This is a genomic window from Azospirillum brasilense (assembly GCF_008365405.1).
In the GTDB taxonomy this organism is placed as follows: domain Bacteria; phylum Pseudomonadota; class Alphaproteobacteria; order Azospirillales; family Azospirillaceae; genus Azospirillum; species Azospirillum brasilense_D.
In genome coordinates this window covers 245,689-263,909 of the sequence record NZ_QOKV01000007.1, presented here as the reverse complement: position 1 = coordinate 263,909, position 18,221 = coordinate 245,689, and the positions used below count along the sequence as shown (strand labels likewise).

General features: G+C 69.8%; 17 protein-coding genes and 1 tRNA gene. 5 read left to right on the top strand and 13 right to left on the bottom strand.

Features of this window, described 5'->3' with window-relative positions; genetic code table 11:
• The 10 genes from DS837_RS14095 to DS837_RS14050 form a co-directional block, all read right to left on the bottom strand.
• On the bottom strand, positions 1-860 hold an 860-nt coding region (locus DS837_RS14095), incomplete at its 3' end, for a flagellin (RefSeq protein ID WP_425599250.1).
• Between the two features lie 167 nt (positions 861-1,027).
• Positions 1,028-2,116 (bottom strand): 3-oxoacyl-ACP synthase III family protein, encoded by a 1,089-nt coding sequence (locus DS837_RS14090; RefSeq protein ID WP_149165324.1) that lies wholly within the window; start codon positions 2,114-2,116, stop codon positions 1,028-1,030.
• A 16-nt stretch (positions 2,117-2,132) separates the two neighbouring features.
• Complete coding sequence (locus DS837_RS14085) at positions 2,133-2,864, bottom strand: SDR family NAD(P)-dependent oxidoreductase (RefSeq protein ID WP_149165323.1); 732 nt, start codon at positions 2,862-2,864, stop codon at positions 2,133-2,135.
• Positions 2,861-4,060, bottom strand: coding sequence for an AMP-binding protein (locus DS837_RS14080; protein ID WP_149165322.1), 1,200 nt, complete (start codon positions 4,058-4,060; stop codon positions 2,861-2,863). The genes DS837_RS14085 and DS837_RS14080 overlap by 4 nt, the downstream gene beginning before the upstream one ends.
• On the bottom strand, positions 4,057-4,335 hold the full coding sequence (locus DS837_RS14075) for an acyl carrier protein (RefSeq protein ID WP_149165321.1): 279 nt from the start codon (positions 4,333-4,335) through the stop codon (positions 4,057-4,059). The genes DS837_RS14080 and DS837_RS14075 overlap by 4 nt, the downstream gene beginning before the upstream one ends.
• The gene (locus tag DS837_RS14070) at positions 4,332-5,150 is read right to left on the bottom strand and encodes an alpha/beta fold hydrolase (RefSeq protein ID WP_149165320.1); all 819 of its coding nucleotides are present in this window, start codon (positions 5,148-5,150) and stop codon (positions 4,332-4,334) included. The genes DS837_RS14075 and DS837_RS14070 overlap by 4 nt, the downstream gene beginning before the upstream one ends.
• A 7-nt stretch (positions 5,151-5,157) precedes the next feature.
• A complete protein-coding gene (locus DS837_RS14065; protein ID WP_149165319.1) occupies positions 5,158-5,391 on the bottom strand; it encodes an acyl carrier protein in 234 nt (77 codons plus the stop codon).
• 15 nt (positions 5,392-5,406) lie between these two features.
• Positions 5,407-6,165 (bottom strand): cytidylyltransferase domain-containing protein, encoded by a 759-nt coding sequence (locus tag DS837_RS14060; protein ID WP_149165318.1) that lies wholly within the window; start codon positions 6,163-6,165, stop codon positions 5,407-5,409.
• Positions 6,162-7,241, bottom strand: coding sequence for a pseudaminic acid synthase (pseI, locus tag DS837_RS14055; protein WP_282187569.1), 1,080 nt, complete (start codon positions 7,239-7,241; stop codon positions 6,162-6,164). The genes DS837_RS14060 and pseI overlap by 4 nt, the downstream gene beginning before the upstream one ends.
• Positions 7,242-7,244: 3 nt before the next feature.
• Complete coding sequence (locus DS837_RS14050) at positions 7,245-8,852, bottom strand: glycosyltransferase (protein ID WP_149165317.1); 1,608 nt, start codon at positions 8,850-8,852, stop codon at positions 7,245-7,247.
• Positions 8,853-9,105: 253 nt separating this feature from the next.
• Here DS837_RS14050 and DS837_RS14045 point away from each other — a divergent pair, with 253 nt between their 5' ends.
• Positions 9,106-9,867, top strand: a complete 762-nt coding sequence (locus DS837_RS14045; RefSeq protein ID WP_149165316.1) for a TrmH family RNA methyltransferase — start codon at positions 9,106-9,108, stop codon at positions 9,865-9,867.
• A gap of 71 nt (positions 9,868-9,938) precedes the next feature.
• Here DS837_RS14045 and guaB read toward each other — a convergent pair whose 3' ends face one another.
• The 3 genes from guaB to DS837_RS14030 form a co-directional block, all read right to left on the bottom strand.
• Entirely contained in the window at positions 9,939-11,417 is a 1,479-nt protein-coding gene (guaB, locus tag DS837_RS14040) for an IMP dehydrogenase (protein ID WP_149165315.1), read from the bottom strand.
• A gap of 164 nt (positions 11,418-11,581) precedes the next feature.
• Positions 11,582-12,292: an RlmE family RNA methyltransferase gene (locus DS837_RS14035; protein WP_119510286.1), complete on the bottom strand. Its 711-nt coding sequence runs from the start codon at positions 12,290-12,292 to the stop codon at positions 11,582-11,584.
• Positions 12,293-12,306: 14 nt separating this feature from the next.
• A complete protein-coding gene (locus DS837_RS14030; RefSeq protein ID WP_149165314.1) occupies positions 12,307-13,335 on the bottom strand; it encodes a Ppx/GppA phosphatase family protein in 1,029 nt (342 codons plus the stop codon).
• A gap of 200 nt (positions 13,336-13,535) precedes the next feature.
• Between DS837_RS14030 and DS837_RS14025 the strand changes: the two genes are divergently transcribed.
• From DS837_RS14025 to rpmG, 4 genes are all read left to right on the top strand, one after another.
• Positions 13,536-13,609, top strand: a tRNA-Gln gene (locus DS837_RS14025).
• A gap of 189 nt (positions 13,610-13,798) precedes the next feature.
• Positions 13,799-16,084: a ribonuclease R gene (gene rnr, locus DS837_RS14020; RefSeq protein ID WP_149165313.1), complete on the top strand. Its 2,286-nt coding sequence runs from the start codon at positions 13,799-13,801 to the stop codon at positions 16,082-16,084.
• Between the two features lie 215 nt (positions 16,085-16,299).
• On the top strand, positions 16,300-17,823 hold the full coding sequence (locus DS837_RS14015) for a S41 family peptidase (protein WP_149165312.1): 1,524 nt from the start codon (positions 16,300-16,302) through the stop codon (positions 17,821-17,823).
• A 161-nt stretch (positions 17,824-17,984) separates the two neighbouring features.
• Complete coding sequence (rpmG, locus tag DS837_RS14010) at positions 17,985-18,152, top strand: 50S ribosomal protein L33 (protein ID WP_012974790.1); 168 nt, start codon at positions 17,985-17,987, stop codon at positions 18,150-18,152.
• The last annotated feature ends 69 nt before the right edge of the window (positions 18,153-18,221 follow it).

Sequence of the window (18,221 nt, the reverse complement as noted above, 5' to 3'; positions counted from 1 at the left end):
TCGCCGGCTTCGATCGTGCCGCCCAGCGTCACCTGGGTGACCTGCGCGGTGCCCGTCTTGGCCGCCGTCGTCGTGTTGGCGGCCATGGTCTGGCTGTTGTCGAAGTAGGTGATCGTGCGCGACTCGTTGCCGTCCGTGACGATGAACGACCGCTCGCGGCCCGACGCGCCGCGGACTTCGATCTGCACGTCGGAGAAGCTGCCCGCCGTGTTGGTCATCGTGCCGGACAGCTTCAGGCCGACCAGGCCGTGGGCCATTTCGGCGCTGTTGATCTCGCCGGCCGCGCCCTCGATGGAGCCGTCGCCCTTGATGCGCACCGTGTAGGTGTCCGCCGACACCACGTTGGTGACGCGGGCGTTCTCGATGCCCTGGATGGTGTTGACGGCGCGGCGCGACTCGCTGGTGGAGTCCATGCGCAGGCCGTTGCCGGCCAGCAGGTTCTTGCCGCCGTAAGCGGAGTCGCCGGCCAGCTTGTCGATCTGCTCCTTCAGCGCGTTGAACTGCGAGGCGAGCGTCTTGCGGGTGGCGACCGCGCCGGCGTCGGAGCCCAGAGCGGAGTAGGCAGCGGTGGTCAAGCCGCGCGCCTGCTCGATCATGTCGTCGATCGAGGTCAAGCCCTTGTCGGCGGCCTTGATGGTGCTGATCGCCTGCCCCATCGTGTCCTTCAGCGCGCTCAGGTCGCCCGCACGCTGGGTCAGCCCCTTCGCCGCGAAGAACGAGGTCGGGCCGTCGAGGGCCGTGTTGATCTTGTTGCCGGTCGAAAGGATGTTCTGCTTCTTCGCGATCGACTCCTGCACGCCCTGCAATTGCAGCAGGTTCGTGCGCATCGACGACGAGAGGGAGATGTCGCTGGCAGCCATGGAAGTCACTCCTTTTGGAGGATGTCAGTCCGTACGACGTTGCGCGCACGGAGAGGGACTAATTCCCTCGGGCTACCAGTAGGCAAAAAATGGGCCAGATCGAATTTGCCGCCCAGGCAAGGCAGTTTCTGCCTCTCGGCAAATCAGAGGTCGGCAGATTTTGCCGATCACCCGGCAGAAATTGCCGCGGACCCGGCACCGTTTGCCGGTTGATCGTCGAGACCGGCAGAATCTGCCGGGCTTGCAGCGAGCGCCATCACCTCGCAAACGGCGAGTGGACCGGCGGTCAGCGCCACGCTTCCCCACGACCAGCCGACACCGAATCCCGACAGGACGAGGCGCAGCGGACCGCCGCACAGCGATGCTCCCAGTTCGGAGGCCAGCGCCAGGGGAATGGAGGCGGAACTGGTGTTGCCGAATCCGGCGAGCCCGACCACCGTCTGATCGGGCGTGGCGCCGAGTTTCTGCGCGAGGTGGCGGATCATCTGGGCGTTGGCCTGATGCAGGACCAGCCGGTCCACCGTTCCCATCGTCCAACCGGCGCGTTCCAGAACGGCGCGGATGTTCCCCGGCACCTCGCGCAGCGTGAAGGCGAAGACCTGGGTGCCATCCATGAACAGGTGCGCAGGCTCGCCGGGCCGCCGCAGACCGCCTCCGGGGACGGCGAGGTAGGGGGCGCCGGCGCCATCGCTGCCCAGCGTGAAGGCCATGGGCGCGGCCCCCTCTCCCGCGACCAGCGCCGTCGCCGTTGCGGCGTCGCCAAACAAGGGCGCCACAGCGCGGTCATCGGGGTCGAGCACACGCGATGTCGTGTCGCCCGCGACCAGCAGGGCGCGCCGCCCGCCCGCCGCCTTCAGCATCGCCGAAGCGGTCCACAGGCCGTGGACGTAGCCCGAGCAGCCGAGTGTCAGGTCCAGCACCGCCGCCCCTTTGCCCAGCCCCAGCCGATGGTGAAGCAGATAGCCCGAGGCCGGCAGGATGTGGTCGTGGGTCTGGGTGACCATGACCAGCAGATCGACGCTGTCCGCCGCCCAACCCAGCCGGTGCAGCAGGCGTCGTGCCGCCGCCTCCCCCAGATCGGACGTGCATTGGTGAGGGGACGCGAGGTGACGCGCCTCGATGCCGGTGGCCTTTGCGATCCGCCGGGCGGCGTCCTCGCCGAAGCGTGCGGCCAGATCCTCCACCGTTTCGCGCCGCTCCGGAACGCAGGCGACGATTCCCGTCAGAGCGACGCCCTCGATCACGCTGGCCACCATGGGGCGTCTCCTTCCGTCAGCCGATGATGCCGCCGTCCACGACGATGGTCTGGCCGGTCACGAAGCCCGCGCCGTCGCCCAGCAGGAAACGGACCACCGGCACCACGTCGGCCACCTCGCCCAGCCGGCCCAGCGGCGTCCGCCGCACGATCTGGTCGCGCTGCCCCTCGGCCAGCGTGCCCGACATCTCGGTGGCGAGATAGCCGGGCGCGACCGAATTGACGGTGACCTGGAGCCGCCCCACTTCGCGCGCCAGCGCGCGGGTCAGCCCATCCAGCCCCGCCTTCGACGCCGAATAGGCGGACAGGCCGGTGTAGCCCCGCTGCCCGATGATCGACGAGATGTTGACGATCCGCCCCGGCCCCCGCTTCACCAGCTTGGCGCGCAGGAAGGCGCGGGCGACCTGGATGGCGCCGGTCAGGTTGACCTGGATGACCTCCTCGACGTCGATCTCGGGAAAGGTCGCCAGAACCCCATCGCGCGCGATGCCGGCGTTGTTGACCAGCCCCCACAATGGAGACGCCCCGCCCCAGTCCAGGGCGGCGTCCATGAAGGCCCGCACCTCCTCCCCATCGCCGATGCGGCAGGGCCGCCAGAACAGGTCCGGCCCGGCCAGCCGCTCCAGCGCCTCGCTCGATGCGCGGCTGCAGGTGGAGACGCGGTAGCCCTCGGCCAGCAGCGCCTCGACGATCCCCAGCCCCAGCCCGCGGCTGCCGCCGGTGACGATGACGTGCCGTTTGCCACTCATACCGGTCCCTTCCGCGTCTTCTTGCCCGCCGCCCCCAGGGCGATGCTCCCGGTCATGGTCACCAGACGGGGCCGCGCCGCCGCCGGCAGATCGGCCACGGCGGCGCGGATCGCGGCGCGCAAAACGGCCTCCTCCACCCCCGGCGCCGGGACCACCAGGGCGGTCAGGATGTGGCCGGTCACCGGATTGGCCGCGGCCTGGACCAGGGCATCCCGCACGCCCGGCACGTCCAGCAGCACCTGCTCCACCGCCTCCGGCGAAACCTTGACCCCGCCGACGTTCACCCGTCCGTCGAGGCGCCCGGCGAACAGCACCCGGTCGCCACGCACCGCCACGACATCGCCCGTGGACAGCCATCCACCCTCATGGCCGAGCATCGCGCGGGGGCTCTCCACCTCCAGCACGCCGTCGCGCAGGCGCAGGCCCACCCCATCGATGCCGCCGTCCAGCCAGGCGGCGGGAAAGCCGGCCTTGCCGTCGCCCACCGCGAAGAGTGCCCCGGCCTCCGTCGAGGCGTAGATGTGCCGATGTTTCGCGGTCGGAAAACGCTCCGCCAGACGGTCGAGCAGCGGCTGGTCGGCAACCTCCCCGCCCAACGTGACGGCCGCCAGAGTCGGCATTTCGCCATCGAGCGCCAGCAGGAAGGCGCGCCAGAAGCTGGGCGTCGCGCTGATGTGGCTCACCGCGTGCCTCACGGCGAGGCGCGCCAGTTCCGCCGCCCCGGCGCCGGGCGCCGACACCAGCGTCGCCCCGGCCGCCAGCACCGTCAGGATCACCTGAAGCCCGGCGAAGGCCGCCGGCTCATAGGCCAGCAGCCAGCGCGCGTCCGGATCGGCGGCGCCGCGCAACCGCCCGCGCAGACGCTGGAAGTCGTGCCGTATCAACTTCGGCGTTCCCGTGGTGCCGGAGGTTTCCAGCAGCACCGCGAAACCCGGTTCATGGGGTTTGCGCCCGGTTTCCGCAGAGGCGGCGCGGCGCGACAGATGCAATTCCACCCCGGCCCGCTCGGCGGCGACAAGGGCGGCGACGAGGGCCGGCACGCCCCGCTTCGGCGGGACCACCCGCCCCCCCGCAGCCCGGAACACCCCTTCGAAGGCGTCGGCCTCCGCGGCGATCTCCGCCCAGCCGACGCTTCGCTCCGCCTCGATCAGGCGAACGCCGGGATGCAGCCAGCAGGGCGGTGGCGGCAGGCTCATGCGGACCCGGCGGACACGCCCGGATGGCAGAGGACCGGACGGTAGAGGGCCGCCAGCTCCCCGACCGTGTTGAACTGGATGAACCCAGCGCGGAAGGGGTCCTGGCCGGTGCGCTGCTCCAGCACCACCAGCAAGGTGGCGAGGTCGAGGGAGTCGATCGGCAGATCCCCGCCGAGGAAGCGCGTGTCCGGGCCGAGCGCCGGCAGGGTTTCCCCTTTGTCGGCGGCGATGCGGGCAAGCTCTTCGGTGATCAGCGCGAACATGGAGTCGGTCATTGGGGGTCGCATGCGCAAAGGAAGTCGCGGAGGGTGGCCGTGACGGGGGTTGCCGCCTCACTATGCGGCAAGTGCCCGGCCTTGTCGAAGAGATGAAGCGGCGCGCCAGGGGGCAGGCGGTCGGCGCTCGGCACCGGGATGATGCGGTCCTCCCGCCCCCACAGCAATTGGATCGGCATCGGGAAGGCCGTCCAGTCCACCGGACCGGGCGACCGGTGCGCGTCCGCGAAAGAGCCGGCGATGATCCGCTCAAGAGCGGCCCTGCGGTGAGGATCGGTGGCCTGGGCGTGCATCACCTCGCCGACGCGCCCCGCCAGCAGCCAGGGCCGGGCGAACAGGCGCGCGGCGCAGTCCCGCCCCTCCTCCACCGTCTCCAGCGCCGCGACCCGCCGCAGGAATTCCAGGTCGAAGTCAGGGCCGAGGCCGGCGCTGGCGATCAGCGACAGGCCCGCCACCCGTTCCGGCGCGAGGCGCGCCAACTCCAGCGCGACATAGCCGCCCATCGAGTGGCCGACCGCATGGACGCGCGGAACCTCCAGCGCGTTCAGCAGGCGCAGCAGCCAGGGTGCGAAGGCGCCGACCCGCCCGTCCCCGACCTCCAGGGTCGAGGCGCCGTGCCCCGGCAGGTCCACCGCCAGGACCCGGCGGTCGGTGGCCAGCGCCGCGGCGTTGAACTGCCAAGTCAGCGAATCCCCGGCGAAGCCGTGCAGGAGCAGGGCCGGAACGCCGCCCCGCCCAATCGACAGATAGGAGGCCGGACCGCCTTCGATGTCCGCCCGTCCGCGCCTGGGGGAGCGCTCAATCCTTCCGGTCACCGGAAATTCAGGCCGTTACGGCGATGCCGGCAAGAGCGAGCAGGTCGTCCACCGTCTTCGCCTTGACGAGCTTCTCGCCCTCCACCACATGGCCGAGCTTCTCATCGACCAGGGCGATGAAGCTGATGACGGCCAGCGAGTCCCAGCTGTCGATCGATTCGAGTTCTTCCGCGCCCGTCAGGGTGCCGGGGTCCAGTTCCAGCATCTCGTCGAGCGCGAGCAGGAATTCCTTGCGGTCCATGGTGGTGTCTCCGTTTCAGTGGAGCGTGTTCTGACGCACGCTGCCGTTCAGATCGGCCCATTCAGGGTTCTGGCGCAGCAGATTGCAACAATCCTGCCAGCCGAAGTCGGGATTTTCGGGGAGCAAGGCGCCCAGCAGGCGGCGCACCAATTCCAGGTCGGCGGCCTCGTCCACGCACCAGCGCTGCTCCAGGACGCTGCCGTCCTCAGGCGCCAGGGGGGCGCCGATGCGGAAACGTTCCGGACGGCGGTAGATATGGGCGGTGACGTGCTCGCGCTCCGCCGGCTCGGCGGCGGTGGCGGCGGCCTCGTCCAGGGCGGCGCGGGTAAAGACCTCGGTGTCCAGGCCGCGCGGGAAGCGGGTGACGTCCAGGCTGAGATAATCCAGCGGCGCCGCCGCCTCCAGGAAGGCGGTCACCACGCGGTCCACCAGCGCCGGGTCGATCAGCGGGCAATCGGCGGTGACCCGCACCACCACGTCGGCGCCTGCCATGGCCGCGGCCCCGGCGAAGCGCCCGAGCACGTCCTGTTCGTCGCCGCGGAAGACCGGCACCCCGAACGATCCCGCCAACGCCGCCACCGGATCGTCGGTGCCGTTCACCGTGGTCGCCAGCACCAGCGCGTCGAGCGTCCGGCAGCGCGCCAGCCGGCCCAGATGATGCGCCAGCAGCGGCTGTCCCGCCGCTTCCATCAGCACCTTGCCGGGCAGGCGGGTCGAGGTCATGCGGGCCTGTGAGATGCAGACGACGCGCGGCGTGGCCTTGGTGGCGCTCATTCCTCCTCCGGGGCCAGCATGTCCCAGCGCAGCGGCTCGCCGCGCTTCAGCGCGCGGGCGGCGCGGCGGCCGAGCACGGCGGGGAGATGTTTCGGCTCCAGGCCGTATCCGGGACGGATGGAGCGGACGCTGGCGGCGCTCAGCGCCTCGCCCGCCGCCACCTCGGCGGTGACGTAGAGGGAGCGGCGGTAGTCGCGCCCGCCCGCCTCGCTCGGCTTCACCCCGTAATGCACGCGGCCCAGAGCCGCCCAGGCGGTGCGGACGGAGTCGGCCATCGCCTTGAACTCCGCCGGTTCCAGGGAAAAGGCGCTGTCCACCCCGCCGTCGGCGCGGGACAGGGTGACGTGCTTTTCGATCACCACCGCGCCCAGCGCCGCCGCGGCGACCGGCACCGCCGCGCCGTGGGTGTGATCGGACAGGCCGACGTCGGTGCCGAAAGCCTGCGCCAGATGCGGAATGGTGCGCAGGTTGCAGTCCTCCGGCGGCGTCGGGTAGCCGCTGACGCAATGGAGCAGGACGAGCGGCGTGTCGCCCGCGGCCTCCACCGCATCGGCGATCTCGCCCAGCGTGGCGAGGCCGGTGGACAGGATCAGCGGCTTGCCCGAGCGGGCGGCCCGGCGGATCAGCGGCAGGTCGTTCAGCTCGAAGGAGGCGATCTTGAAGGCCGGAGCGTCCAGCCGCTCCAGCAGCTCCACCGCCGTGTCGTCGAAGGGGGAGCTGAAGATGGTCAGGCCGATGGCGCGGGCACGTTCGAACAGCGGGCCGTGCCACTCCCAGGGGGTGTGGGCCTCGCGGTAGAGGTCGTGCAGGGTGCGGCCCTTCCACAACCCGCCTTCCAGCAGGAAGCCCGGCCCGTCATGGTCGATGGTCAGGGTGTCGGCGGTGTAGGTCTGCAGCTTCACCGCGTCGGCGCCGGCCTCCTTGGCGGCCTCGACCAGGGCCAGCGCCCGGTTCAGGTCACCCTTGTGGTTGCCCGACATCTCGGCGATCAGATAGGGCGGATGGCCGGGGCCTATGGGACGGCCGTTGATGATGACGTCGCGCGGCACGGAGGGCGGTCTCGCTGTGATGGTCACGAATCACTCTGCCACGGAAGCGGACGGCGGGTCTTTCTTTTGTGCGGCAGCCCGCAGAAGATCCCGCGCCTCCTCGCCATAGGCGAGCAGCCGTTCGGTGCAGCGGTGGCGGTCACCGACGGTTCGGAAGCGGATCCGCGACAGTTCCGCCTGCCGCTCCCGCAGTGCGGTGTCGGCAACGAGGGCGGCGGCGCGCTCCACATAGGCGGCGGCGTCCGGAACGGGGATCTCCGCCCCCGCCACGCTCGCGACATCGCCCCAAGCCAGCGTGACCACCGGCAACCCTTCCGCGATGGCGTAGGCGACGCTGCCCCCTCCGCCCTGGCGCGACGGGTTGAGGTAGGCGTGGCAGCGCCGGTAGAAGGCGCGGATGTCGGTCAGGTGGCCCAGGCTGCGCATCCGCGCGCCGTTGCGCGCCGCCTTCAGCCGGTCGGGCAAGTGCTCGACCTGCCCGGCGAAGACGATCACCGCGCCGGGGCAGCGGTCGAGGATGGACTCGGCCAGCGCAAGGAACTCCGCGGTCACCTCGAAATCCAGGCGGGTGCCGACCACGGCGAACACGAAGGCCGCATCCCCCAGATCGAGAGCGCCCCCGACGCCCGCCGTGGGAGGCGGGGAAAAGCCCAGCGTGAAGGGCCGGAAGCGCCGCGCGAAGGGACCGCGGTAGAGCGCCGGCATGGCGTCGGTGTGGTTCCCCTCCTCGTAGCCCAGCACCAGATGGGCCAGCGAGATGGTCATCCCCGACGTGGTGGGCAGGCAGACCACCGGCCGCGCGTCGGTCACCGCGAACAGGTCGCCCACCACGTTGGCCCCGCCGAAGGTGACCAGCAGGTCGGGGTCGTAGCCGTCGATGGCGCCGACGATGGTGGACAGCTTGTCCTTGGAAAAGGCGCGGTCGGTGAAGGAGGCCATCTTCACCTGCCGCCCGACCATCTTAAGCGCGAAGACGCCCTCGTAATCGTCGACCAACTCCGCGATCATCGGCGGAACGAACAGGCTCTCGGCCCGCAGCGGCATGGTGTTGCAGTTGATGATGGCGACGTCGAGCCCGAAGTCGTCCTGGAGCCGGCTGGCGTAGTCGAAGCAGTCGCGCGAGGGCTGGTGCTGGTCGTTGGTGAACTGGTTGGTCAGCACGGCCACCCGGCGGATCGGCCCGTCACGCGGCACGCGGCGGGGCGGAACGACGCCCCAGCGCCGCGCCACCGCCCGCACCAGCTCCTCATAGAAGCGGAAGAGGTCGCAGGGGCCGAAGGCGGCCAGCTTCTCCGGCGCCGATGCCGCCAGGAACAGCTGCCGGGCCATGCACCAGTAGGTGTAATGCAGCAGTTGCGGCCCGACCCGCTCCCCGCCCAGCAACAGGTAATGCAGAATCCGCTCGTAGTGGTAGAGGTCGCCGGTGAGCTGGAACAGCACGGAGTGGAGCAGCACCGTCTCGCCGCTCGGCGGGTCGCGGCGCAGCTCCTCTGCGATGGACAAGCGGGTGTCCCGATCCAGTTCGCGCCGCATGCGCTCGCAGTGGGTGGACAGGGTGTTGAGACGGTCGGCGTTGAACTGGCGCTCGGCCAGCAGGGCCTTCAGGGTGGCGGCCTGTTCTCCGGCGATGTCGGACATGCTGTTCCCCCAACCGGCGCCTGGTTCGCGCCCCGCCCCCCTGATAGCCCCGGCGTGGTTAAGGTTTCAAGAATGCAAAGCTCGCCCCGGCACGAAGGGCGGACCCGACGACCGGGAAACGGAAACGGTGTTCAGCGGAGTTCAAGGCGACGGTGGTGCTGGAGGTGATACCGGATCGGCCTTCCCAAGCCGGCGGCCGGCGCCGTAAGGTCCGCAGCCACGACGACCGACCGCCCTTGAAAGCCCCTGCCTCATGCCCCGCCCGCCACACCTGATCGAAAGCCCGCAGAATCCGCAGTTCAAGCTGTGGGAGTCGCTGCTGGAGAGCCGTGGCCTGAAGAAACAAGGCAAATTCCTGCTCGCCGGATTGAAGACGGTGCCGGAGGCACTGGCCCGTTGGCCGGACCGCTTTTCCACCCTGCTCCTCACCGATCCGGCGCAGGCGGAGGGCTGGCGCGTGCCCGCAGGGCTGGGGATCGTCCAACTGGCGCCCGCCCTGTTCCGCACCCTGGACGCCTCGGGCACCGGCTTTCCACTGCTGGTCGGCACGGTGCCCAACACGCCGCCCGTCGACCTTTCCCGACCGCCGCAGGGACTCGAACTGGTCTGCGCGCTCGGCGATCCCAGCAACCTCGGCGCCCTGCTGCGCAGCGCCGCCGCCTTCGGCGCCCGCCGGGTGATCCTGCTCGACGGGGCGGCGCACCCCTACCACCCCAAGTGCCTGCGCGCCGCGTCGAACGCCCAGTTCGAGCTGACCCTGCTGCGCGGCGGCCGTTGGGAGGACGTGCAACGGGCCGCCGGGCCGCTGGTCGCCCTGGATGCCGGGGGCGCCGACATGGCGGGCTACCGCTGGCCGCGCGACGTCCGTCTGGTTCTCGGCGAGGAGGGCCAGGGCGTGCCCGCCACCCTGCCCGTTCAACGCCTGTCCATCCCGACCACCGGGGCCGTGGAATCCCTCAACGCCACCGTCGCGGCGAGCGTGGCGCTGTTCAGCCACTTCACCGCCGACCGCTGAATCGCAGGCATGAAAAAGGCGAGGGGAATACCCCCCTCGCCTCTTCAAACCTCCGCCCGACGGACGCCCGATCAGCCTTGACGGTAGTTCGGGGATTCGTTGGTGATGGTGATGTCGTGGACGTGGCTTTCGCGCAGGCCGGCGTTGGTGATGCGGACGAATTCGCACTTCGTCTGCATCTCGGCGATGGACTGGCTGCCGGTGTAGCCCATGGCCGCGCGCAGGCCGCCGACGAGCTGGTGGATCACCGCCGACATCGGGCCCTTGTAGGGCACGCGGCCTTCGACGCCTTCCGGCACCAGCTTCATGGTCGACACTTCCTGCTGGAAGTAGCGGTCGGCCGAGCCGCGGGCCATGGCGCCCACCGAGCCCATGCCGCGGTAGCTCTTGTAGGAGCGGCCCTGGTAGAGGATGACCTCGCCGGGGCTCTCATCGGTGCCGGCGAACAGGCTGCCCAGCATCGCCACGCTGGCGCCCGCCGCGATGGCCTTGGCGAGATCGCCCGAGAACTTGATGCCGCCGTCGGCGATCACCGGGATGCCCATCGTCTCGCAGGCCTCGACCACGTCCATGATCGCGGTGAGCTGCGGCACGCCGACGCCCGCGACGATGCGGGTGGTGCAGATGGAACCGGGGCCGATGCCGACCTTCACCGCGTCCGCGCCGGCATCGACCAGCGCCTTCGCCGCCTCGGCGGTCGCCACGTTGCCGGCGATCACCTGGGTGTAGTTGGACATGCTGCGCGCGGCGCGCACCTGATCCAGCACCTTCAGCGAGTGGCCGTGCGCGGTGTCGACCACCAGAACGTCCACGCCCGCGTCGAACAGCGCCTCGGCGCGGCGCAGCCCGTCCGAGCCGGTGCCGGTGGCGGCGGCGACGCGCAGGCGGCCCTGGGCGTCCTTGCAGGCGTTGGGATAGGCCTGGGCCTTCTCCATGTCCTTGACCGTGACGAGGCCGATGCAGCGATGGGCTTCGTCCACCACCAGCAGCTTCTCGATACGATGCTGGTGCAGCAGGCGCTTGGCCTCGTCCTGGCTGACGCCCTCCCGCACCGACACCACATCCTTGGTCATCAGCTCGCTGACCGGCTGGTTCGGGTTGGTGGCGAAGCGCACGTCGCGGTTGGTCAGGATGCCGACCAGCTTGCCGCTGCCGCGGGAGTCGCGGCTCTCAACCACCGGAATGCCGGAAATGCGGTAGTCGGCCATGAGCTGGAGCGCGTCGGCGAGCGTCTGGCCCGGCGTGATGGTGATCGGGTTGACCACCATGCCGGACTCGTACCGCTTGACCTTGCGGACCTCTTCGGCCTGCTGCTCGATGGTCAGGTTGCGGTGGACCACGCCGATGCCGCCGGCCTGGGCCATGGCGATGGCGAGGCTGCTTTCGGTCACCGTGTCCATCGCGGAGGACATCAGCGGGATGCCCAGTTCGATGGTCTTGGTCAGGCGCGTCCGGGTGTCCACCTCGTTCGGCAGGACCGAACTTTCGGCCGGAACCAAGAGGACGTCGTCGAAGGTCAGAGCTTCGCGGATCGTGGACGAGCGGGCCATCGGCGGTCTCCCGGGAGATAAAAAGGGGCCGGAAAAAAATTTGGCGCACTATACACAAGACCGTGGGCTTGTGAAGGCGCCTGAACCACAAACTGTCGTGTGCCGGGCCTCATCCGCGCAAGCCAGCCATGACCTGCGCGAACGGGCCGCAGCCTGAGGTGGACCTAGTCGTTCGCGTTGGCCCCACGGAAACCGGTGGCGACCACATAGGTTTCGGAGGATTCCGCACGGCTGGCCGGCGGCTTGGCGTGGCGCACCGTGGTGAAGTCGCGCTTCAGCCGCTCCAGCAGCGACTTCTCCGCCCCGCCCTGGAACAGCTTGGCGACGAACGCCCCGCCGGGGGCCAGCACCTCCTCCGCGAAGTCGTAGGCGGCCTCGGCCAGCGCCATGATGCGCAGATGGTCGGTGGACTGATGCCCGATGGTCGGGGCCGCCATGTCGCTGAGCACCACATCGGCGGGACCGCCCAACGCCTCCTTCAGACGCTCGGCGGCACCCTCCTCCAGAAAGTCGGCCTGCATGGTGGTGGCGCCGGGCACCGGGTCCATGGGCAGGATGTCGAGCCCGACGACCTTCCAGCCCTCGCGCCCGGTCTGCACCTTGTCCACCGCCACCTGGGTCCAGCCGCCGGGGGCCGCGCCGAGATCGACCACACGCTTGCCCGGTCCCAGCAGATGGAATTTCTCGTCCAACTGCAACAGCTTGAAGGCCGCACGGGAACGGAAGCCGCGCTTCGTCGCCTCGTGCACGTAGGGGTCGTTCAGATGCCGCTCCAGCCAGCGGGCCGAGGAGGTGGTGCGCTTGGCCGCGGACTTCACGCGGACGGTGGCGCGGCGCCCACCCGGCGTCGAGGAGGACGGAGGCTTTCCAACCATGGTCTCACATTTCCTTAATAGATTTGCCGCGCCGACCCGATCAGCTCCACGAGGATGCCCTCGCGCAGGCCGCGGTCGGCGATGCGCAGGCGCTCCACCGGCCAACAGTCGCACAGCGCGTCCAGCACCGCGCATCCGGCGATCACCAGATCCGCACGGTCCTGTCCGATGCAGGGATGCCGTGCCCGCCCGTCGAAGTCCAGCGCGACGAGACGTTCGATGACCGCGCGGGCGTGGTCGATGCGCAGAAAGCTGCCGTCCACCGCCCGCCGATCGTAGCGGCAGAGGCCGAGATGCACGCCGGCCAGCGTCGTCACCGTGCCGGAGGTGCCGAGCATCTGCACCTGCCCGGCCAGCACCCGCTCCCGGATGCCGTTGCGCGCCTCGAAGGAGGCGATGGCCGAGGCCACCGCCTCCACCATGCGCCGGTACATGCCGTGGTCGGCGTCCGCGCCACCGAACTGCTCGGTCAGGCCGATGACGCCGCACTGAATGGACGTCTGGTCGAGGATGCGCGGGGGCCGCCCGCGCTCCACCGCCAGCCACATCAATTCGGTCGAGCCGCCGCCGATGTCGAACACCACGGCATAGGGCACGTTCGGGTCGAGCAGCGACGCGCAGCCGGCGAGCGCGAGGCGCCCTTCTTCCTGACTGGAGATGATTTCGATGGCGATGCCGGTTTCGCGCTCCACCGCATCGATGAACTCGTTGCAGTTGCGGGCGCGGCGGCAGGCTTCGGTCGCCACCGCACGGGCGGCGGTGACGCCGCGCCGCTCGATCTTCGACCCGCAGATCTTCAGGGCGGCGAGGGTGCGCTCCATCGCCGGGTCGGACAGCCGGTCGTTCCGGGTCAGCCCCTCGCCCAGCCGAACGATCCGCGAAAAGGCGTCGATGACGCGGAAGCCGCCGGGAATCGGGCGTGCGATCAGCAGGCGGCAATTGTTGGTGCCGAGATCGAGGGCTGCGAAGACCGGGCGCGCAGGGGCCGACGAACGCAACCGTCCGGTGTCGTTCTGCCGCTCACTGTGCACCTGAAGGTCCACGTCTCCTCCCCGCCATGCTTAAGGGAGTCATCTTAACCCGGTTTCACGTCCCAGCGAAAGCCCACGAATGGCATTGATTTGTGTCCGCGCGCCCACACCAAGGTGCCAGCCGCGAAAAAAGAGCTATACAAGCTCTGTCCGCTTTGCTAAAAGGGCGGCCCACGACGGGACGCGGCGCAGCGCCGCTCCCGGTGACGGTCTGGGGGATCGTCTAGCGGTAGGACAGCGGACTCTGACTCCGCCAGCCTAGGTTCGAATCCTAGTCCCCCAACCAATTTTTGCCCTTTCCGTCGTTGCATCGAGCCTGAAGACGGTTGGCATCGCTCTCGGCAGCACCTTTCCATTTTGAAAACAGCCAACGAACGCTTTTGAAGCGTTCTTGCAACAGCGCGTTGGCGTCGCGGTTGGATTCGCCGCGTCCAGGGCTTACTTAAGCGGTCCACCCTCCACGGCACGAATTCCCTTGAACGACACGCCCCGCCGCTCCGGCAGCTTTCCCGATAAGGACAGGATCCTCTCCTTCATCCGCTCCAGCTCGACGCCGGTCGGTAAGCGCGAGGTTGCGCGCGCCTTCAAGCTGTCGGGCAGCGACGACCGCGAAAGACTGAAGGAGCTTCTCAAGGAGTTGGAGGCCGACGGTGCCGTGGAGCGCGGGCGCAACAAGCGCGTCGCCCCGCCGCGGTCGCTGCCGGAAGTCGCCGTGCTGGAGATGACCGGTGTCGATCCGGACGGCGAGGTCACCGCCCGCCCGATCACCTGGACGGGCGAGGGCAACCCGCCACGCATCTTCATGATGCCGGACAAGAAGGGCCACCCCACACTGGGAGCGGGAGACCGGGTGCTGGCGAAGCTGAGCCGCATCAACGACCGGCTGTACGAGGCGCGCACCATCCGACGGCTGGACGGCACCGTTGGACGCGTTCTCGGCGTCTATCACCCGTCGGCGGACGGCGGACGCGTCATCCCCACGGACAAGCGCAACAAGACCGAACTGCTGGTCCTGCCGGCCAACCGCAACGACGCCGAGCCGGGCGAGCTGGTGCTGGCCGACCTGCTGCCCGCTGCCCGGCTGGGCTTGCCGCAGGCCCGCGTCGCGGAGCGGCTGGGTCACACGGCGGAACCGCGCGCCGTCAGCCTGATCGCCGTCCACACCCACGGGCTGCCCACCGACTTCCCGCCCGCCGCCCTCCGCGAGGCGTCGCTCGCCGCCGTGCCCTCCCTGACGGGACGGACCGACCTGCGCGCCCTCCCGCTGGTGACCATCGACGGTGCCGACGCCCGCGATTTCGACGACGCGGTGTGGGCTGAACCGGACCCCGACCCGATGAACCAGGGCGGCTGGCACCTGCTGGTCGCCATCGCCGACGTGGCCTTTTACGTGCGCCCAAATTCGGCGCTGGACCGGGCGGCCTTCGAGCGCGGCAACTCCGTCTACTTCCCCGACCGCGTCGTGCCGATGCTACCCGAAGCGCTGTCCAACGACCTCTGCTCGCTGCGCCCGCAAGAGGACCGCGCCTGCCTCGCGGCGCATCTGTGGATCGACCGCCACGGCGCTCTCCTGCGGCACCGCTTCGTGCGCGGCCTGATGCGCTCCGCCGCACGCCTGACCTACGAGCAGGTGCAGGCGGCTCGCGACGGCGCTCCGGACGAGGCGACGGAGCCGCTCATGGAGGCGGTCATCGCCCCGCTCTACGGCGCCTACGCTTGCCTGTGGACGGCCCGGCAGCGCCGCGGCACGCTGGAACTGGACCTGCCGGAACGGCGCGTCCGGCTGGACGCGCGCGGGCGGGTGGCGGAGATCGCGCCGCGTGAACGCCTCGACAGCCACCGGCTGATCGAGGAGTTCATGATCTGCGCCAACGTCGCGGCGGCGGACAGCCTGGAGCGGGCGGGCATGCCCGGCCTGTTCCGCGTGCACGACCAGCCATCGCTCGACAAGCAGGAGACGCTGCGCGAGTTCCTGACCGGCATCGGTTACACGCTGCCGCGGGTGGCGCGGCTGACCCCGGCGCATTTCACCGCAATCCTCGACCGCGCCGCCGGCACGGCGGACTCGCAACTGGTCAGCGAGGTCATCCTGCGCAGCCAGTCGCAGGCGGAGTACAGCCCCGAGAACATCGGCCATTTCGGCCTGTCGCTCGACCGCTACGCCCATTTCACCTCACCGATTCGCCGCTACGCCGACCTGATCGTGCACCGGGCGCTGATCCGCGCGCACGGGCTGGGACCGGGCGGGCTGGACGACGCGGCCATGGCCGGTCTGACCGACATCGGCGAGCACATCTCGACGACCGAACGCCGCGCCGCCACGGCCGAGCGCGACGCCATCGATCGCTTCACCGCCGCCTTCCTGGCCGACCGCGTGGGCGCCCTGTTCACCGGGCGGATTTCCGGGGTCACCCGCTTCGGCCTGTTCATCCGGCTCGACGAGAACGGTGCCGACGGGCTGATCCCCGCCAGTACCCTCCCCGACGACCAGTACGAGCATGACGAGCGCGCCCACGCCCTGGTCGGCCAGCGCACCGGCCGCACCTACCGGCTGGGCGCCGCGGTGAAGGTGGTGTTGATGGAGGCCGATCCGCTGACCGGCAGCACCCTGTTCGCCCTGCCCCGCGCGGAGGGGGATCCCACCGGGGGCTTTGCTGGGGGCACAGATCATCCGTTGCAATCCGGCCACCCTGCTCACCCCGCGCGGAGTGCCCGTTTCGCGGGCCGCGCAACCCAGAAGCAACGGAAGCGTGGCCGCTGAGTCACAGTGGTGGACATTCCACGACAAAGAGTCTTGCCCCCGTCTTTTGTCCCGCCAGCCCTCATTTCTGAAGTGCTATTCCTTATCCGTTCGAATCCGGTGGGCAACCATCCGGGTCCGCCTGTGGGAAAGGAGGCCGCGTACGGCGCGCCATGGGCATACGGAAACGAGGATTTTCGCCGCGCGGGCGTCTTTCGGTCCCGCTCGCGGCCGCCATGCTCGCTGTCGGCCTCGGAAGCCTCGGCGGGACGCTGCCCCGTCCGGCCGAAGCCGCGACCGAAGCCGCCTTCATCAGCGAGCAGGTCTTCGCCGTCGCGTACGGCAAGATCGCCGAAGTGTATCTCCAACAGGTCGATTTCGGCCGCCTTGGTCTGGACGGGCTGAAGGGTCTCGCGACCATCGATCCGACCGCCCGCGCCGAGCGCCAGGGCAACTCCGTACGCCTGTACGTGTCTGGCAGCCTGATCGCAGAGTACGCCGCACCGTCCCTGTCCGACGCCGCCGGCTGGGCCGCCCTGACCACCAAGGCGGTGGAACGCGCCCGCCTCTATTCCCCCACCCTCTATCAGGCGGTGCCGGAGCGGGTCTATCAGGTGGTCCTCGATTCCGTGATGACGGATCTGGACGGCTATTCCCGCTACACCGGCACCCAGCGCGCCACCAGCGAGCGTGCCCAGCGCGAGGGATACGGCGGCATAGGCCTGTCGCTGGAGACGGCGAACGGGCGCACCCTGATCCGCAACGTGCTGCCGCGCAGCCCGGCCGACCGCGCCGGCATCCGCGGCGGTGACCAGCTTCTGGCGATCGACGGCGACCTGACCGCGCGCCTGACCGAGACGGATATGCGCGACCGACTGCGCGGTCCGACCGGGACCATGGTCCTGCTGACCGTGGCACGCGACAGCAACCCGCCGCGCCGCGCCCCCATCCGGCGGGAGCGCGTGGTCCCCAACACGGTGAATGCCAGCGTGTCCGAGCAGGTCGGCGTGCTGAAGGTGGACCGCTTCAACGCCGCCACCGCGTCCAACCTGCGCGACGCCGTCCTGTCCACGCGGCAGAGCATGGGCAAGGGCCTGAGGGGTTTCGTGCTCGACCTGCGCGGCAACCCCGGCGGCCTGCTCGACCAGGCGGTCGCCGTGGCCGACCTGTTCATCGCCCAGGGCAAGATCATCACCACCGAAGGCCGCCACCCCGACAGCCGCCAGCGCTTCGAGGCCGGTCCCGACGACATCGCCGACGGGATGCCGCTGGTCGTTCTGGTGGACGGGCGCTCCGCCTCCTCCGCCGAGGTGGTGGCGGCGGCACTTCAGGACTCGGGCCGCGCGGTGGTGGTGGGCGCCTCCTCCTACGGGAAGGGCAGCGTCCAAACGGTCACCCGCCTGCCCAACGACGGCGAATTGTTCCTGACCTGGAGCCGCATCTACACGCCCGCCGGCTACACCCTGCACCGCCAGGGCGTGCAGCCGACGGTCTGCACCAGCCGCACCGGGCAGGACGATCCCGTCGCCCTGCTGTCCGACCTGCGCGACGGCCGGGCGCGCCCGATGACCCAGTTCGCCGGCTGGCGCGCCCGCGCCGCCGACGACGAGGACGCCCTGGCCCGCCTCCGCGAAGCCTGCCCCTGGAAGGAGCATGAGCCGGAACTCGACCTGAAGGTGGCGCTGCGCCTTCTCGCCGAACCGGCGCTCTACCAGCGGGCGGTCGCCCTGTCCTCCACCAACACGGTGGCGGAGCGCTGAGTCGTTTTCCGCCCCGAATACAGGCGAAAACAAGGACGTCGATCGGCCCTTCCGACCACTTTACAAAGGCTTGACATCGCGGCTGTAGCGGGTATCTTCCCCCGCTACGACGCCGCCCCGCCGGGCTGGCGGGTTTCGGATTTTTAGTCGGGATTGAGATCATGGCGAAGCAGAACACCGTCCTCATCAAGCTGGTGAGCACGGCCGACACCGGCTTCTTCTACGTGAAGAAGAAGAACCCGAAGAAGACCACCGAGAAGCTGTCGTTCCGCAAGTACGACCCGGTGGCGCGCAAGCACGTCGAGTTCAAGGAAGCCAAGATCAAGTAAGGTTTCCCGGACTGCCGGAATCAGAAAGGCCGCCTTTTGGCGGCCTTTTGTTTGTCCGGAAGCTGTCCG

Excerpts from the sequence above, each read along its gene's own strand:
- DS837_RS14090 (WP_149165324.1), bottom strand. The coding sequence starts at position 2,116 with ATGGTGGCCAGCGTGATCGAGGGCGTCGCTCTGACGGGAATCGTCGCC.
- DS837_RS14085 (WP_149165323.1), bottom strand. The coding sequence starts at position 2,864 with ATGAGTGGCAAACGGCACGTCATCGTCACCGGCGGCAGCCGCGGGCTG.
- DS837_RS14080 (WP_149165322.1), bottom strand. The coding sequence starts at position 4,060 with ATGAGCCTGCCGCCACCGCCCTGCTGGCTGCATCCCGGCGTTCGCCTG.
- DS837_RS14075 (WP_149165321.1), bottom strand. The coding sequence starts at position 4,335 with ATGACCGACTCCATGTTCGCGCTGATCACCGAAGAGCTTGCCCGCATC.
- DS837_RS14065 (WP_149165319.1), bottom strand. The coding sequence starts at position 5,391 with ATGGACCGCAAGGAATTCCTGCTCGCGCTCGACGAGATGCTGGAACTG.
- DS837_RS14060 (WP_149165318.1), bottom strand. The coding sequence starts at position 6,165 with ATGAGCGCCACCAAGGCCACGCCGCGCGTCGTCTGCATCTCACAGGCC.
- DS837_RS14050 (WP_149165317.1), bottom strand. The coding sequence starts at position 8,852 with ATGTCCGACATCGCCGGAGAACAGGCCGCCACCCTGAAGGCCCTGCTG.
- DS837_RS14045 (WP_149165316.1), top strand. The coding sequence starts at position 9,106 with ATGCCCCGCCCGCCACACCTGATCGAAAGCCCGCAGAATCCGCAGTTC.
- guaB (WP_149165315.1), bottom strand. The coding sequence starts at position 11,417 with ATGGCCCGCTCGTCCACGATCCGCGAAGCTCTGACCTTCGACGACGTC.
- DS837_RS14035 (WP_119510286.1), bottom strand. The coding sequence starts at position 12,292 with ATGGTTGGAAAGCCTCCGTCCTCCTCGACGCCGGGTGGGCGCCGCGCC.
- DS837_RS14015 (WP_149165312.1), top strand. The coding sequence starts at position 16,300 with ATGCTCGCTGTCGGCCTCGGAAGCCTCGGCGGGACGCTGCCCCGTCCG.
- rpmG (WP_012974790.1), top strand. The coding sequence starts at position 17,985 with ATGGCGAAGCAGAACACCGTCCTCATCAAGCTGGTGAGCACGGCCGAC.